This is a genomic window from Fulvimonas yonginensis (assembly GCF_037137055.1).
In the GTDB taxonomy this organism is placed as follows: Bacteria; Pseudomonadota; Gammaproteobacteria; order Xanthomonadales; family Rhodanobacteraceae; genus Frateuria_A; species Frateuria_A yonginensis.
In genome coordinates this window covers 232,122-246,443 of sequence record NZ_JBBBNY010000003.1, presented here as the reverse complement: position 1 = coordinate 246,443, position 14,322 = coordinate 232,122, and the positions used below count along the sequence as shown (strand labels likewise).

Annotated in this window: 15 protein-coding genes and 1 pseudogene; 8 read left to right on the top strand and 8 right to left on the bottom strand. The window is 70.4% G+C overall.

Annotation, left to right across the window (positions count from 1 at the left end):
• Nucleotides 1–59 precede the first annotated feature (59 nt).
• The 3 genes from WAT24_RS07060 (at nucleotide 60) to WAT24_RS07050 (ending at nucleotide 2,724) form a co-directional block, all read left to right on the top strand.
• Nucleotides 60–761, top strand: a complete 702-nt coding sequence (locus WAT24_RS07060) for a hypothetical protein (protein ID WP_336807126.1) — start codon at nucleotides 60–62, stop codon at nucleotides 759–761.
• A gap of 87 nt (nucleotides 762–848) precedes the next feature.
• The gene (locus WAT24_RS07055) at nucleotides 849–1,739 is read left to right on the top strand and encodes a glycosyltransferase family 2 protein (protein WP_336807125.1); all 891 of its coding nucleotides are present in this window, start codon (nucleotides 849–851) and stop codon (nucleotides 1,737–1,739) included.
• A gap of 85 nt (nucleotides 1,740–1,824) precedes the next feature.
• Nucleotides 1,825–2,724, top strand: a complete 900-nt coding sequence (locus WAT24_RS07050) for a DMT family transporter (RefSeq protein WP_336807124.1) — start codon at nucleotides 1,825–1,827, stop codon at nucleotides 2,722–2,724.
• A gap of 119 nt (nucleotides 2,725–2,843) precedes the next feature.
• Here the strand turns inward: WAT24_RS07050 and WAT24_RS07045 are convergent, their stop codons facing one another.
• Nucleotides 2,844–3,038 (bottom strand): YbdD/YjiX family protein, encoded by a 195-nt coding sequence (locus tag WAT24_RS07045; RefSeq protein WP_336807123.1) that lies wholly within the window; start codon nucleotides 3,036–3,038, stop codon nucleotides 2,844–2,846.
• Entirely contained in the window at nucleotides 3,035–5,119 is a 2,085-nt protein-coding gene (locus WAT24_RS07040) for a carbon starvation CstA family protein (RefSeq protein WP_336807122.1), read from the bottom strand. The genes WAT24_RS07045 and WAT24_RS07040 overlap by 4 nt, the downstream gene beginning before the upstream one ends.
• A gap of 158 nt (nucleotides 5,120–5,277) precedes the next feature.
• Here WAT24_RS07040 and WAT24_RS07035 point away from each other — a divergent pair, with 158 nt between their 5' ends.
• From WAT24_RS07035 to WAT24_RS07015, 5 genes are all read left to right on the top strand, one after another.
• Nucleotides 5,278–6,072, top strand: coding sequence for a DUF4197 domain-containing protein (locus WAT24_RS07035; protein ID WP_425605250.1), 795 nt, complete (start codon nucleotides 5,278–5,280; stop codon nucleotides 6,070–6,072).
• Between the two features lie 90 nt (nucleotides 6,073–6,162).
• Entirely contained in the window at nucleotides 6,163–6,699 is a 537-nt protein-coding gene (gene def / locus WAT24_RS07030; protein ID WP_336807121.1) for a peptide deformylase, read from the top strand.
• Nucleotides 6,700–7,016: 317 nt separating this feature from the next.
• On the top strand, nucleotides 7,017–7,769 hold the full coding sequence (locus WAT24_RS07025) for a queuosine precursor transporter (protein WP_336807120.1): 753 nt from the start codon (nucleotides 7,017–7,019) through the stop codon (nucleotides 7,767–7,769).
• On the top strand, nucleotides 7,762–8,925 hold the full coding sequence (locus WAT24_RS07020) for an acyltransferase family protein (protein ID WP_336807119.1): 1,164 nt from the start codon (nucleotides 7,762–7,764) through the stop codon (nucleotides 8,923–8,925). The genes WAT24_RS07025 and WAT24_RS07020 overlap by 8 nt, the downstream gene beginning before the upstream one ends.
• 57 nt (nucleotides 8,926–8,982) lie before the next feature.
• Nucleotides 8,983–9,276: a hypothetical protein gene (locus tag WAT24_RS07015; protein ID WP_336807118.1), complete on the top strand. Its 294-nt coding sequence runs from the start codon at nucleotides 8,983–8,985 to the stop codon at nucleotides 9,274–9,276.
• 77 nt (nucleotides 9,277–9,353) lie between these two features.
• Here WAT24_RS07015 and WAT24_RS07010 read toward each other — a convergent pair whose 3' ends face one another.
• The 6 genes and pseudogenes from WAT24_RS07010 to ettA form a co-directional block, all read right to left on the bottom strand.
• Nucleotides 9,354–9,746, bottom strand: a complete 393-nt coding sequence (locus WAT24_RS07010; RefSeq protein ID WP_336807117.1) for a VOC family protein — start codon at nucleotides 9,744–9,746, stop codon at nucleotides 9,354–9,356.
• Between the two features lie 50 nt (nucleotides 9,747–9,796).
• The gene (locus tag WAT24_RS07005; protein ID WP_336807116.1) at nucleotides 9,797–10,108 is read right to left on the bottom strand and encodes an antibiotic biosynthesis monooxygenase family protein; all 312 of its coding nucleotides are present in this window, start codon (nucleotides 10,106–10,108) and stop codon (nucleotides 9,797–9,799) included.
• A 418-nt stretch (nucleotides 10,109–10,526) separates the two neighbouring features.
• Nucleotides 10,527–11,114 carry a hypothetical protein gene (locus WAT24_RS07000; protein WP_336807115.1) on the bottom strand — a complete coding sequence of 196 codons (588 nt, stop codon included), beginning with the start codon at nucleotides 11,112–11,114 and terminating at the stop codon, nucleotides 10,527–10,529.
• 67 nt (nucleotides 11,115–11,181) lie between these two features.
• Nucleotides 11,182–11,547 (bottom strand): annotated as a pseudogene (locus tag WAT24_RS06995) (low molecular weight protein tyrosine phosphatase family protein).
• A complete protein-coding gene (gene pyrF, locus WAT24_RS06990; RefSeq protein ID WP_336807114.1) occupies nucleotides 11,544–12,374 on the bottom strand; it encodes an orotidine-5'-phosphate decarboxylase in 831 nt (276 codons plus the stop codon). The pseudogene WAT24_RS06995 and the gene pyrF overlap by 4 nt, the downstream one beginning before the upstream one ends.
• 129 nt (nucleotides 12,375–12,503) lie before the next feature.
• A complete protein-coding gene (ettA, locus tag WAT24_RS06985) occupies nucleotides 12,504–14,162 on the bottom strand; it encodes an energy-dependent translational throttle protein EttA (protein ID WP_336807113.1) in 1,659 nt (552 codons plus the stop codon).
• Nucleotides 14,163–14,322: the final 160 nt, after the last annotated feature.

Below are 14,322 nucleotides of genomic sequence, written 5' to 3'. Positions count from 1 at the left end.
CCAAAAGCCTCCGCAACCTTCTCCGGCACCCGCCGAAGGTGGCGGCGCCCGGGCGCGACGTGGGCTCGCGTCGTGAGCGGCTCCCCGCGCTGGCCTGGTTGCTGTTGCTGGCGATCGTCCCCTGGTGGCTGGGCGTGCCCCCGCTGCTGGCCGGTGCCGCGGCGCTGATGGTGCCGTCGGACCGCCTGCGGGCCCACGCCGGCGCGATCCGCCGCGGCCTGCGCTGGGGCTTGCCGGGCGTGCTGTTCGCCCTGCAGCGGGCGTTGGGCGGGGATGCCTTCGCCTGGGCCATGGCCCTGCTCGGCGCCCTGGTCGGCTACACGCTGCTGGCGGGGCTGGAGGCGTGGCTCGACCGCAACCTGCGCGAGCCGCTCGCGCCGGCGGAGACGCGCGATTGGCCGGCGCTGGCACTCGCCCCGGCCGGGCCGCCAGCCGCGATCGTCGAGCTGGACCCGCCGCACTGGTCGGAGGGCCGTTGCGTCGATCCCCGGGGCGGTGAGGCGCACTGGGCGGACGGCCGCTACCGCCTTGCCGACGGCAACGTCGTCGGCGGAGCGGAGCCGCGGGCGGCGTTCAGTCCGGACGGCCGCTGGTTCGCGGCAGGCGCGCCGCGCGGCGGGCTGATCCTGCTCGATCGCGGCAAGGGCCGCCGCTATCGCCTGCACGGCTGGGACCTGTGCGGCTGGCACGAGGGGCCCTGGCTCGCGCGCGGCACGGGCCCGGCGATGGCCTGGAAGGAAGTGTTCGGGCAGCGCGGCTAGGGCGTCGCGCCCGCAGCCCGAGCCGCAAAGGGGGCAGGGCACCCGGCCCCGGTTCTCCCCGCACGCCGCCTCCCGCATACTTGCGCAGTGTCCACTTCCATCCCCCTCACAAGGACGCTGCCGGTCAGCGTGATCGTGGTCTGCGCCGACAGCGGCCCCTCGCTGCACGACTGCGCGCAGCGCGTGCTGGCCAGCACCGTGCCACTGGAGCTGATCCTCATCGACAACGGTTCGTCCGACGGCGTGCCGCAGGCGATCGAGCGCGCGCATGCGGGCGAGCCGCGGCTGCGGGTGATCTACAACCACGCCAACCTCGGTTTCGGCCCGGCGGTGAACCGCGCCGCCGCGGCGGCGCGCGGCGAACATCTGCTGGTACTCAACCCGGACTGCCTGCTCGAGGCGGATACGCTCACGCGGCTGCTCGACGTGCTCGACGCCCACCCGGAGGCGGGCATCGTCGGCGCGGTGGTCTGTCACGCCGACGGGACTCCGGACCCCGCCTCGTACCGCCGCGACCCGTTGCTGCGGCGCGCGCTGGCGACGCTGCTGGGCCGGCGCGGCGGCATGAACATCGAGGGGCCGGTGCCCGCCGGGGTGGTGCCCGCCGAAGCGGTCTCCGGGGCGATCATGCTGCTGCCGCAGCGCGTGTTCGCGCAGCTCGGCGGTTTCGACGAGGCCTATTTCCTGCACTGCGAGGACCTGGACCTGTGCCGCCGGGCCCGCGACGCCGGTTGCCGGGTGCTGCTGGCCGGCGACGTGCGCGTGCTGCACGGCAAGGGCGGATCGAGCCGGCACCGGCCGATCTTCGTCAGCCGGCACAAGCACCATGGCATGTGGCGCTGGTTCCGCAAGTTCGACCCGGCCGCACGGAACCCGTTGCTGGCCGGCCTGGTGTGGGTGGGCATCTGGGCGCACTTCGCGGCCCAGATCCCCGGCCAGCTGTGGCGCCTGGCCAGGGTTTCGCGCCCGGCACGGTAGCGTGCTCGCGATGTCGCGTTCCGCTCGGGGCACGGCAAGGCAGAAGCGTCGCGAGCAAGCTCGCTCCTGCCCATAGAATGGGCGGATGACTTCCTCGCGCCCCCGTACCCTGGCCGCCACCTTCGGCCTGCTCGCCCTGACCGCCGTCTGGGGCTCGACCTTCGTGCTGATCAAGGACGTGGTGGGACGCATGCGCGTAGTGGATTTCCTCGCCGTGCGCTTCGTGCTCGCGGCGCTGGTCATGCTGGTGCTGTTCGCAAGGCCGGTGCGACGGCTGGCGCGACCGCAGCTGGGGCGCGCGCTGCTGCTGGGCGTGGTCTACGGCCTGGGCCAGCTGCTGCAGACCTGGGGCCTCAAGCTGATCGCCCCCAGCGTCAGCGGCTTCGTCACCGGCATGTACGTGGTGTTCACCCCGCTGCTCGCCTGGCTGCGGTTGCGCGAACGGATCGCCACGCCGGTCTGGCTGGCAGTGGCGCTGGCGACCGGCGGGCTGGCGCTGTTGTCGCTGCACGGCGTCTCGGTCGACCGGGGCGTGTGGCTCACGCTGGCCTCGGCCGCGCTCTACGCCCTGCACATCGTGGGACTGGGGCGCTGGTCGCGCGAGGGGGACGCGGTCGGCATGTCGGCGGTGCAGGTGGCGGCGATCGCCGCGGTCTGCCTGCTTGCCACCGCGCCGGAGGGACCGGCGCTGCCGCCCGACGCCTCCGCCTGGGGCGCCGTGCTGTACATGGCGCTGGTCGCCGGTGCCGGCGCGATGCTGATGCAGACCTGGGCGCAGGCGCACCTGCCGCCCGCCCGCGCGGCGATCGTGATGACCACCGAGCCGGTGTTCGCGGCGGCCTTTGCCGTCTCGCTCGGCGTCGACGCGCTCACCTGGCGCATGCTGGCCGGCGGGGCGCTGGTGCTGGCGGCGATGTACCTGGTGGAACTGGCGCCGCGGCCCGGCGCCACGGTGCAGGCGGAAGCCCTGCACCACGAAGTCTGAGCCGTCCCGGGACGAGTAGGAGCGGGCTTGCTCGCGACGGGTTCTGCCCGGCACACGCTAGAGCTGAAGCATCGCGAGCAGGACGCTCCTGCAGGCTGCGGGTCCTGGCGGCCGGCGTCTCAGCAGCAGCGCCCGCCCGTGCCCTTGTAGCGCGCCGCCTGCCGCTCGCGGAAGAACTCGGCGTAGCTGGGCACGGGCCGCTCGGGATGGTGCTCGCGCAGGTGGCGCACGTAGGCGTCGTAGTCGGGTACGCCGCAGCACAGGCGCGCCGTCTGCACGGCGCGCGACCAGGCCGAGCGCAGCAGCTCTTTCATGGCGCCCGCGCCGCGACGGTGTCGAGCGCCACGTACGGTTCTTCCTGTGCGGTCGGGTGGTTGATCCGCCAGGCGCGCAGGATGGTGCGCAGGGCAAAGGCGGCCATGGCCAGCACCAGCAGCATGAACAGGCCGGTGAGCGCCGCGTCGACGTAGTTGTTGGTGACGATGCGCTGCATCTCGGCCGCGTTCTTCGCCGGAGCGAGCAGCTTGCCGTCGGCCATCGCCTGGGCGTACTTCTGCGCCGCGGCGGTGAAGCTGATCGGGCCGACCAGCTTCTCGAAGCCGGCGGTGAGCGTGCACACGATCAGCCACAGCGCGGGAATGCCCGGCACCCACACGTAGCGCTCGCGCTTGAGCTTGACCACCACCACCGTCGCCAGCATCAGCGCGATCGCCGCCAGCATCTGGTTGGCGATGCCGAACAGCGGCCACAGCGTGTTGATGCCGCCGAGCGGATCGACCGCGCCCTGGTACAGGAAGTAGCCCCACAGGCCCACGCAGATCACCGTGGCCAGCAGGTTGCCGGTCCATGACTCGGTGTGCTGCAGCGGCTTGTACACCAGGCCGGCGATCTCCTGGATCATGAAGCGGCCCACGCGCGTGCCGGCATCCACCGTGGTGAGGATGAACAGCGCCTCGAACAGGATCGCGTAGTGGTACCAGAACGCCATCATGCCGCCACCCGGGACGATCTCGTGCAGCAGCCGCGCCATGCCCACGGCCAGCGTCGGGGCGCCACCGGCGCGCGAGAGCACGCTGGCCTCGCCGATGTCGCTTGCGGTGCGCGTCAGGTCGTCGGGCGTGACCACGAAGCCCCACTGGCTGATCGTCTGTGCGGCTTGTTCGGCGGTGGTGCCGATCAGCGCCGCCGGCGAGTTCATCGCGAAGTACACGCCCGGGTGAAGCGAGGCCGCCGCGACCAGCGCCATGATCGCCACGAAGGCCTCCATCAGCATGCCGCCGTAGCCGACCATGCGTGCCTCCCCCTCGTTGGCGAGCAGCTTGGGCGTGGTGCCCGAGGCGATGATCGAATGCCAGCCCGACACCGCGCCGCAGGCGATGGTGATGAACAGGAACGGGAACAGGTTGCCCTGGAACACCGGCCCGGTGCCGTCGATGAAGCGCGTGACCGCCGCCATCTGCAGCGTCGGCGCGGCCAGGAAGATCGCCAGCGCCAGCAGCGCGATGGTGCCGATCTTGAGGAAGGTCGACAGGTAGTCGCGCGGCGCCAGCAGCAGCCACACCGGCAGCACCGAGGCGCAGAAGCCGTAGGCGATCAGCAGCCAGGCCAGCGCCCTGGCGTCGAAGTCGAACGCCGGCCCCAGCGTGGCCGACTCGGCGACGTAGCGGCCCAGCCAGATCGAGGCCAGCAGCAGCACCAGGCCGATGATCGACACCTCGAGGATGCGCCCCGGCCGCAGCCAGCGCAGGTACACGCCCATCAGCAGCGCGATCGGGATCGTGCACGCCACGGTGAAGGTGCCCCACGGGCTGTGCGTGAGCGCCTTGACCACCACCAGCGCCAGCACCGCCAGCACGATCATCATCAGCACCAGCACGCCGAACATCGCTACCACGCCCGGCGCCGGTCCCAGCTCCTCGCGCAGCATGTGGCCCAGCGAGCGGCCGTCGCGGCGCAGCGACAGCGCCAGGATCATGAAGTCCTGCACCGCGCCGGCGAACACCACGCCGAACAGGATCCACAGCGTGCCCGGCAGATAGCCCATCTGCGCCGCCAGGACCGGACCCACCAGCGGGCCGGCGCCGGCGATCGCGGCGAAGTGATGGCCGAATACCACCCACTTGTCGGTGGGCACGTAGTCCAGGCCGTCGGGATGGCGCATGGACGGCGTGGCGCGCGACGGATCGAGCTGCAGCACCGAATGCTCCACGAACTTGCCGTAGAAGCGATAGCCGATCACGAACACGGCGATGGCCGCGGCGACCAGCCAGATCGCGTTGATCGGCTCGCCGCGGCGCAGGGCGACCACGCCCAGGCAAAAGGCACCGACGATGGCGATGGCGGCCCAGAGGATCTTTGCCGCAGGGCTGGCGGGAACGGAGGCGCTGGCGTTCATGGGCACTTCTCCTGGCGGATACCGGCAAGGGTCGTCCTGCGCCCCGCGCGGGTCAATGGCACAGCGGCCGCGGGCGTATTAGCCATTGGTCGAATGCCGGCGGTGCCACCGGCCGATGGGCCGCGTACACTCGGTTCCTCCCGCTTTCGGAGACCGCCATGCCCTTGCGTTCGATCCGCTCCGGCCTGCTCGGGCTCGCCCTCGCCGCCGTCGCCCTGCCGGCCGGCGCCCACGGTCAGCTGGACGAGCTGCTCAAGCAGCTGAAACAGTCCCGGGGTCACGGCGCCTCGCGGGCGGCCTCCCTGCCGGCGGCCGACGTCGCCGCCGGGCTCAAGGAGGCGCTCGCCAAGGGCACCGCGAACGCGATCCGGTCGCTCGGCCGTACCGACGGCTTCTGGGGCAATGCCAAGGTGCGCATCCCGCTGCCCGGCAAGCTGGAGCAGGCCGGCCAGCTCGCCCGCCAGCTCGGGCAGGGGGCCAAGGTCGACGCCTTCGAGCTCAGCATGAACCGCGCCGCCGAGAAGGCCGTGCCGCAGGTGGCCGACATCTTCGGCGACGCGATCCGCCGGATGACGGTGCAGGATGCGCGCGGCATCCTGAGCGGCGGCGACCACGCGGCGACCGACTTCTTCCGCCGCACCGCCGGCGAGGCCCTCGCCGCGCGCATCCGTCCGATCGTCGCCGAGGCCACCGACCGCGTCGGCGTGACGCAGAAGTACAAGGCGCTCACCGCGGGCAACGGCGGGGCCCTCGGCGGCGTGCTCGGCTCGCTGGGCGGCCTCGGTGGCGACGGCGCGAGCGGCAAGCCCAGCGCGCTCGACCTCGACGACTACGTCACCGCGCGGACCCTGGACGGGCTGTTCACCGTGATCGGCGAGCAGGAGCAGTCGATCCGCCACGACCCCGCCGCCCGGACCACCGCGCTGCTCAGGAAGGTGTTCGGCAGCCGCTGAGCGGCACCCCGGGGGCGTGGCGGTCCCTTGCAATCCGGCCGCAGCGCCCGCAGTCCCTTCCGCCTGCACGTCGACGATGCGAGGCCTGCCATGATCCGCGAGATTCTCAAGATGGGCGATCCGCGCCTGCTGCGCATCGCACCTGCGGTACCGGACGCGATGCTGGGCAGCCGCGAGCTGGAAGAGCTTGTCGGCGACATGTTCGACACCATTTCCGCGGCCGGCGGCGTGGGCCTGGCCGCGCCGCAGATCGGCGTGGACCTGCAACTGGTGATCTTCGGCTTCGACCGCTCCGAGCGCTATCCGGATGCGCCCGCGGTGCCGCGCACGATCCTGCTCAACCCGCTGGTCACGCCGCTCTCGCAGGACATGGAGGAAGGCTGGGAGGGCTGCCTGTCCGTGCCCGGCCTGCGCGGGGCGGTCAACCGCTACACGCTGATCCGCTACCAGGGCATCGACCCGCAGGGCCAGCCGATCGACCGCACGGCGGAAGGCTTCCATGCGCGTGTGGTGCAGCACGAGTGCGACCACCTGATCGGACGCCTGTACCCGTCGCGCATTACCGATTTCTCGAAGTTCGGCTTCACCGACGTGCTGTTCCCTGGGCAGGCGGTGGTGGAGGACTGAGCCATGCGTGCGATCTGTCGACCCGGCACTCGCCAGGAGCGATAAACCTCGGTCGTCATCACCGTTTCCCGGCCTGCACCCTGCGCATGGAGCATGTCGCCCCGGCCGCCGCTCCATCCACCAGTCCGTTGAAAGGCGGGACACACTACTGCGGCGTGGTGGTCGACGAGGCGGTGAACCCGGAAGCGGTCTGGTAGCTAGCCGGACCCACCCCGCGGCACCGCCGGTCGGGCCGGCCTGGCCGGGCGTTGGGTACGCGCGCAGCGCACGGTGGCCGCGCAGCCCGTATCCTAGGCCCCTCGCTGCCAGGGGGCTCCATGCACGCCAACGGATCCGCCGCGCCGCTGCGCGGCTTTCGCTACTACGACTTGCTGGTCGGCGGCATGGTCGCCGTGCTGTTGTGCTCGAACCTGATCGGGCCGGCCAAGGTGTGCACGGTGACCTTGCCGGTGCTCGGCGCGCTGTCCTTCGGTGCGGGCAACCTGTTCTTCCCGGTCAGCTACATCTTCGGCGACGTGCTCACCGAGGTGTACGGCTACGCCCGCGCGCGGCGTGCGATCTGGGCGGGCTTCGGCGCGATGCTGTTCGCCACGCTGATGTCGCAGGCGATCATCCGCATGCCGGCGAGCCCGTCCGAGCCCTTCAATGCGCAGCTGCAACCGGCGCTGGAGATCGTCTTCGGCGGCACCTGGCGCATCGCGCTGGCCTCGATCGTCGCCTACTGGCTGGGCGACTTCGCCAATTCCTTCGTGCTGGCCAAGATGAAGCTGCTCACCAGCGGCCGCTGGTTGTGGACGCGCACCATCGGCTCGACCCTGGTGGGGCAGGGCGTGGACAGCCTCACCTTCTACCCGATCGCCTTCACCGGCATCTGGGAGGGCCAGACCATCGTCAAGGTGATCGTCTTCAACTGGACGATGAAGGTGCTGGTGGAGGTGGTGTTCACGCCGCTCACGTACGCCGCGGTGGGCTTCCTCAAGTCGCGCGAGGGCGTCGACACCTTCGATGAGGGGACCCACTTCACGCCATTCAGCCTGAGGGACGAAGGCGAGCTCAAGCGCTATGGATGAGGCCGCGCGCCACGCGCTTCCGCGCAATGCGGGCATCGACCTGCTGCGCGGACTGGCCATCGTGTTCGTGCTGCTCAACCATCTGGGCCTGCCGATGCGCATCCCGCTCAAGGCCACCGCACTGGCGGACGTGCTGCCGGTGCGGCTGCTGCAGGCGCTCAACTACAACGGCTACGAGGCCGTGTTCGTGTTCTTCGTGATCTCCGGCTTCCTGATCGCCGGCAACGCGTTGCAGCGCTGGGGCAGCCTGGCGCGGATCGAGCCCGCGGCCTTCTACGCGCGCCGCTTCGCCCGCATCGTGCCCTGCCTGGTCGCGCTGCTGGCGGTGCTCGTCGTGCTGCACGGCCTGGGCGTGGCGGATTACGTCATCCATCGCCCCGGCCAGTCGCTCGGTCGCGCGCTGCTCGCGGCGCTGGGCCTGCACCTCAACTGGTACGAGGGCCTGACCGGCTACCTGCCGGGCAGCTGGGACGTGCTGTGGTCGCTGTCGATCGAGGAGGCCTTCTATCTCGGCTTTCCGCTGGTTTGCCTGCTGACCCGCCGCACCTGGGTGCTGGCGCCGCTGCTGTTCATGCTGGCGCTGTCGCTGCCGTGGACGCGCGCCGCGCTGGACGGCAAAGAGATCTGGCAGGAGAAGGCCTACCTGCCCGGCATGGCCGCGATCGCCACCGGCGTGCTCGGTGCGCTGGCGCCGGCGCCGGCGAGGGTGTGGCCGCCGCTTGCCTGCCGAGTGCTGCGCCGGTTCGGCGCGCTGGGCCTGCTCGGCGCCACGCTGGGCGGCCACTGGCTGTGGCCGCTGCTGCACGAGGGCACCCTGCTGCTGCTGACCGGCTCCACCCTCGCGCTGCTGGTCGCCTTCCGCCTCGATGCGCCGGGGGTGCCGCGCGGCCTGCGCTGGCTGTGCAGCTGGGGCCGGCTGAGCTACGAGATCTATCTCAGCCACATGTTCGTGGTGTACGGGCTGATGCGGCTGTATCGGTGGAGCGGGGCCGATCCGCGGCTCGGGTTCCTCTGGTACCCGGCGGCCTTCGCGCTGTGCTGGGCCCTGGGCTGCGGGGTGGCGCGCTGGCTGTCCGGGCCCTGCGAGCGCTGGCTGCGTGGCCGCTGGCCGCGGCCTGCGCCGGCGCGGGTGGGGGCCGCCTCCGCGGCGGGATGACCGTGCCTCGACAGAGGCGCGCGCAGGCTGTGCCGGCAGCCTGGACGATCCGCGGTCATGAACCTGCAAGAGCGCATCCAGCTCCTCACCCATGCCATCGAGCACAGGCATCGCCTGCGCATCGTCTACAGCGGTAAGGAGCGCCTCGGCGAGCCGCAGTGCCTGGGCGAGAGCAAGCGCGGCACGGTGGTCCTGCGCGTGTACCAGATCCGGGGCGGAAGCCACCCCGAAGCGCTGCTCGACGTCGCCAAGGTGACCACGCTCGAATTGCTGGATGAGCATTTCGACGAGCCTGGCCCGCACTACAGGCGCAACGATTCGGCGATGCGCAGGATCATCTGCCAGCTGTGACGGGAGCGGCCGTCGCGCGCTGCCGCCTACGCAAGCGCATGGATCGCGCGCTCGGCGGACTTGCCGGGCGGCGGCAGCTACTGCGGGCGCCGAGCGTAGCTGGCGGTCAGGATCTCCCAGACGTGCCCGTCCGGTTCCGACCAGTACACGATGCGGCCGTCGCCTTGCCGCTTGACCTGCATGTCCATCGGCCCCATCGGGTTGCTGCGGTACGGGATACCTTGCTCCACGAGCCGGCCGAGGATCGCGTCGAATGCCGCCTCGTCGACCCGGAAGCAGTAGTGCTGTACCGAGAACTCGCCGAGGATCTGCCCGAAATCCAGCGTCAGCTCGTCGCTGACGTAGACCGGGCTGAAAGGGCCGGCATCGGTGTTCTCCGACCAGGGCACGTCCAGGATGCTGGCCAGCCGCGCGGCGGCCGCCTTGCGGTCGCGTGCGGGAACGATCAGGTGATCCAGTCGGATGGACATGGGTAGCTCCTTGAGGCGCTCGATGGGCGGGCGGCGGACACCTGCGGCACTCACGCTGTCGTCGTGGCGATCACCTGGTAATGCTGCACCAGCGGCTCGAATTCCAGCAGGTAATCCCGGTCTTCCGGGTAGTACCTGGCCTTCAGCAGGTCATCCCCGGCAAAGGCTCGTACGGCGTCTTCCGATGCCCAGCGGGTCACGGTCACGAAATGCGTGGTGTCGCCCTCGTCACGGCGCAGGACGGTCACGTCCAGGTTGCCCGGGACCGACCGGTAGTCCGGAACCGCGCGCTCTGCGAGGAAGCGCGCGTACGCGTCCGCCTTGGACCGAAGGGTTCGCCCGTGCCACATGCGGCAGATCATGCATGGCCTCCGCTGGTCATGGAGCGGCTCATCGGCGGCACGGGTGAGTGCCGACACGGCCTGCCCGCCAAGGATGGAACGCCAGTCGCAGCCAGCCCGGCCCGAGCATAACCTCGAGGACCCCGATGAGGGCCGCCACCCACCCGTCAGCTTCCCAGCCGGGTTCGCCGCTGTCAAAGTCGTCGAAAAGGTCCCGCTGGCCGGGGAGCGCCGCGCGGCGTTTCCAAACGGTCCTCACGCCGAGGCCGATCCGCGACAGTGCGAAAAGGACGTTGATCCATGTGTCCACGAGCGTCCCTCGGGCGATGCTGCGCTACGCGCTTGCGATGGGCATGGCAGAAACCGCGAGGCCCCTTTGCACCCTGTGCCGAAACCCGCCCTGCGCGGTGCGGCAACGCGGGGGGGCCGGGCGGGATCGCTAGGGGCTCAGCCGGCCCACGTACCAGTTCCTGCCATCCGCGTGCAGGCTGTTCGCTACCGGCGACGCCGTCCCCTCGGAGGTCTCGATGTCCAGGCTGATCCGGAAGCCGTCCCGCGGCCAGCGCGCCATGGCGATCTGGAACTCCTTCGCCCGATCGGGCAGGAACCGTTGGCCCTCGAAGCCGTTGAAGCGCGCCACGTTCGCGGTCCACCCCGAGTTGTTCCACCAGCGCCACTCCGGCCAGGCCTTCCCGTATCCGCTGCGTTCGCCCAGCCGCGCCGAGGCGTGGAGGTTCAGGTACGCGCCCGCGGCACCGTCCCGCGCAAGATAGAGGTTCACGCCGAACACGCGTGGCGCCGGCAGGACGACCGCCGCATAGACGAACCTGCCGTCGTGCTTGAGCAGGAGCCGCACGTCGTGCGCGAGCCTGATCTCGGCGGCATCCCCCCATTCCGCCCCGTCGATGCGGCCATCCAGCAACACGGGAAGCCCCCGCGGCACGAAGAGCGGCACGGCGGGACGAACGGGCTCTTCGATCGGCTGCGCCAGGCTGGCGGCGGCGCTGAGGACAATCGGCAGGAACATGGCGGAGCTCGGGTTGGCGGTGGACCGATCCGGCCGTGGCGGGCCTGGCCTGCAGCCTAGTGTCCGGCTACAGCGGCGGCAAGTAAGGAGTCACTATGGCCTCGAGAAGGCGAACCAGTTCCGGGTCCATGTACGCGAACTCGTCCGGGATATCGAGGGCAAACCACGCGAGCCTTGCCCGGGCGAGGCTGGAACCTGGTCGAAAGCCTGGCGCGATGCGCGCGCTCCATGACGAAGATGATGTGCGCCCATCGCAGCCGTTCGGGCGTAACCGGGCTTTCCGCGTCGTGCTTCAACCCCGCGGACGAGGTCTCGATGCCGGGCCAGCTGGCGAAAACTGTTCCGCCGTCGGGCTGCGAAGGCGGTTCTGGCTGCATGGAACCTGCCCCTTTGCCGGTTTCGGGCCTCGAGGGCGGTGGAGATGCCACCTCAGCCGCGGTGGCGATTGATCTGCCCGCGCAGGTCCCGGGTGGCGCGGCGGGCGGCTTGGGCGAAGTCCTCGCCGGTACCGGCGTAGAGGATGGCGCGGGAGGAGCTGATCATGAGGCCGGTGCCATTGCGGGTGCGGCCATGGCGCAGCACGGCTTCGACGTCGCCGCCCTGGGCGCCGATGCCGGGCACGAGCAGGGGCATGTCGCCGACCAGGGCGCGCACCTGGGCCAGTTGTTCCGGCCAGGTGGCGCCGGTGACCAGGGCGCAGTTGCCGTTGGCGTTCCACTCGTTCGCGATCGTGCGGGCCACGTGCTGGTAGAGCGGCAGGCGCCGGCCGTCGGTGCCTTCCACGCTGAGGTCCTGCAGGTCCGCGGCGCCGGGGTTGGAGGTGTGGCAGAGCAGGATCACGCCCTTGTCGGCGCGGTCCAGGAAGGGCTGGATGGAGTCGCGGCCGAGATACGGGTTCAAGGTGACGGCGTCGGCTTTGTAGCGCTCGAAGGCTTCGGTCGCGTAGTGCTGGGCAGTGGAGCCGATGTCGCCGCGCTTGGCGTCGAGGATCACCGGGATGCCCGGGTAGGCGGTATGGATGTGGGCGATCAGGCGCTCGAGCGCGTCTTCGGCGCGCAGGGCGGCGAAGTGGGCGATCTGGGGCTTGTAGGCGCAGACCAGGTCCGCGGTGGCGTCGACGATGGCGCGGCAGAAGTCGAACACCGCGTCGGGCGTTCCGCGCAGGTGGGAGGGGAACTTGGCCGGCTCGGGGTCGAGGCCGACGCAGACGAGGGAGTCATTGCGCTGCCATGCCTGGTGCAGGGACTGCATGAAGTGCATGGAAGGCTCCTCGTGCTGTGGTGATCGTAGTGTCGCTCGATGGGGGCCGAGGCTGGCGCGGCCCCTCACCCCGGCCCTCTCCCCGGGGGAGAGGGAGCAGGACGCCCCTCGCGCGGAGGGGCGATCCACTCAGGCCAGCTTCTTGTACTTCACGCGCTTGGGGCCGGCGTCGTCGCCGAGGCGGCGCTTCTTGTCGGCTTCGTACTCGTTGTAGTTGCCGGGGAAGAACTCGACGTGCGAGTCGCCCTCGAAGGCCAGGATGTGGGTGGCGATGCGGTCGAGGAACCAGCGGTCGTGGCTGATCACGATGGCGCAGCCGGGGAACTCCAGCAACGCGTCTTCCAGTGCGCGCAGGGTTTCCACGTCCAGGTCGTTGGACGGCTCGTCCAGCAGCAGCACGTTGCCGCCCTGCAGCAGGGTCTTGGCCATGTGCAGGCGGCCGCGTTCACCACCGGAGAGGTTGCCGACGATCTTCTGCTGGTCGGTGCCCTTGAAGTTGAAGCGGCCGATGTAGGCGCGCGACTGGATTTCGAAGTTGCCGATGGTGAGGATGTCGGCACCGCCGGAGACTTCCTGCCAGACGTTGTTCCTCGGGTCCAGCGCATCGCGCGACTGGTCGACGTAGGCGAGCTTGACCGTGTGGCCGAGCTTGATCTCGCCGGCGTCCGGCTTCTCCTTGCCGATGATCATCTTCATCAGCGTCGATTTGCCCGCGCCGTTCGGACCGATCACACCCACGATCGCGCCCGGCGGGATCTTGAACGACAGGTCGTCGATCAGCACCCGGTCGCCGAACGCCTTGGTGACGTTCTTGAACTCGATCACCTCGTTGCCCAGGCGCTCGCCCGGCGGGATGAAGATCTCGTTGGTCTCGTTGCGGCGCTGGTACTCGACCGAGTTCAGCTCCTCGAAGCGGTTCAGGCGCGCCTTGCCCTTGGACTGGCGGCCCTTGGCGGCCGAGCGCACCCACTCGAGCTCCTTCTCGATCGCCTTCTGGCGCGCCTTCTCCTGCTGCGCTTCCTGCTTGAGGCGCTGGTCCTTCTGCTCCAGCCATTCGGTGTAGTTGCCCTTCCAGGGGATGCCGCGGCCGCGGTCGAGCTCGAGGATCCACTCGGCGGCGTTGTCCAGGAAGTAGCGGTCGTGGGTGACCGCCACCACGGTGCCGGGGTAGTCCTGCAGGAAGTGCTCCAGCCACTCGACCGACTCGGCGTCCAGGTGGTTGGTCGGCTCGTCCAGCAGCAGCATGTCCGGCTTGGACAGCAGCAGGCGGCACAGCGCCACGCGGCGCTTCTCGCCGCCGGAGAGCGGGCCGACCTTGGCGTCCCACGGCGGCAGGCGCAGCGCGTCGGCTGCCACCTCGAGCTGGCGCTCCAGCGCGTGCGCGTCATTGGCGGCGAGCAGGTTTTCCAGTTGCTCCTGTTCCTTGGCGAGCGCGTCGAAGTCGGCGCCCTCCTCGGCGTAGGCGGCGTAGACCTCCTCCAGGCGCTTCTGCGCGTTGAGGATCTCGGCGACGCCTTCCTCGACCACCTCGCGGACGGTCTTGTCCGGATCGAGCTGCGGCTCCTGTGCCAGGTAGCCGACCTTGATGCCCGGCTGCGGGCGGGCCTCGCCCTGGTAGTCGGTGTCCACGCCGGCCATGATCCGCAGCACCGTGGACTTGCCCGCGCCGTTCAGGCCCAGCAGGCCGATCTTGGCGCCGGGGAAGAAGGAGAGCGAGATATCCTTGATGATCTGGCGCTTCGGGGGAACGATCTTGCTGACCCCGTTCATGGTGTAGATGTACTGCATGGAGCCTCCGGAGACGTACGCCGCGGCCGCCTGCGGTGGCGGGCGGGAGAGGGCGTTCGGTAAACGGTCAGTATAGCGGTTCGGCCGGGCCGGCCGAAGCCGTGGCCGGGTGGCGGCCGCCGTCGCGCCGGGGCGGGTACGCGCGCAGGTCGCCCAGATG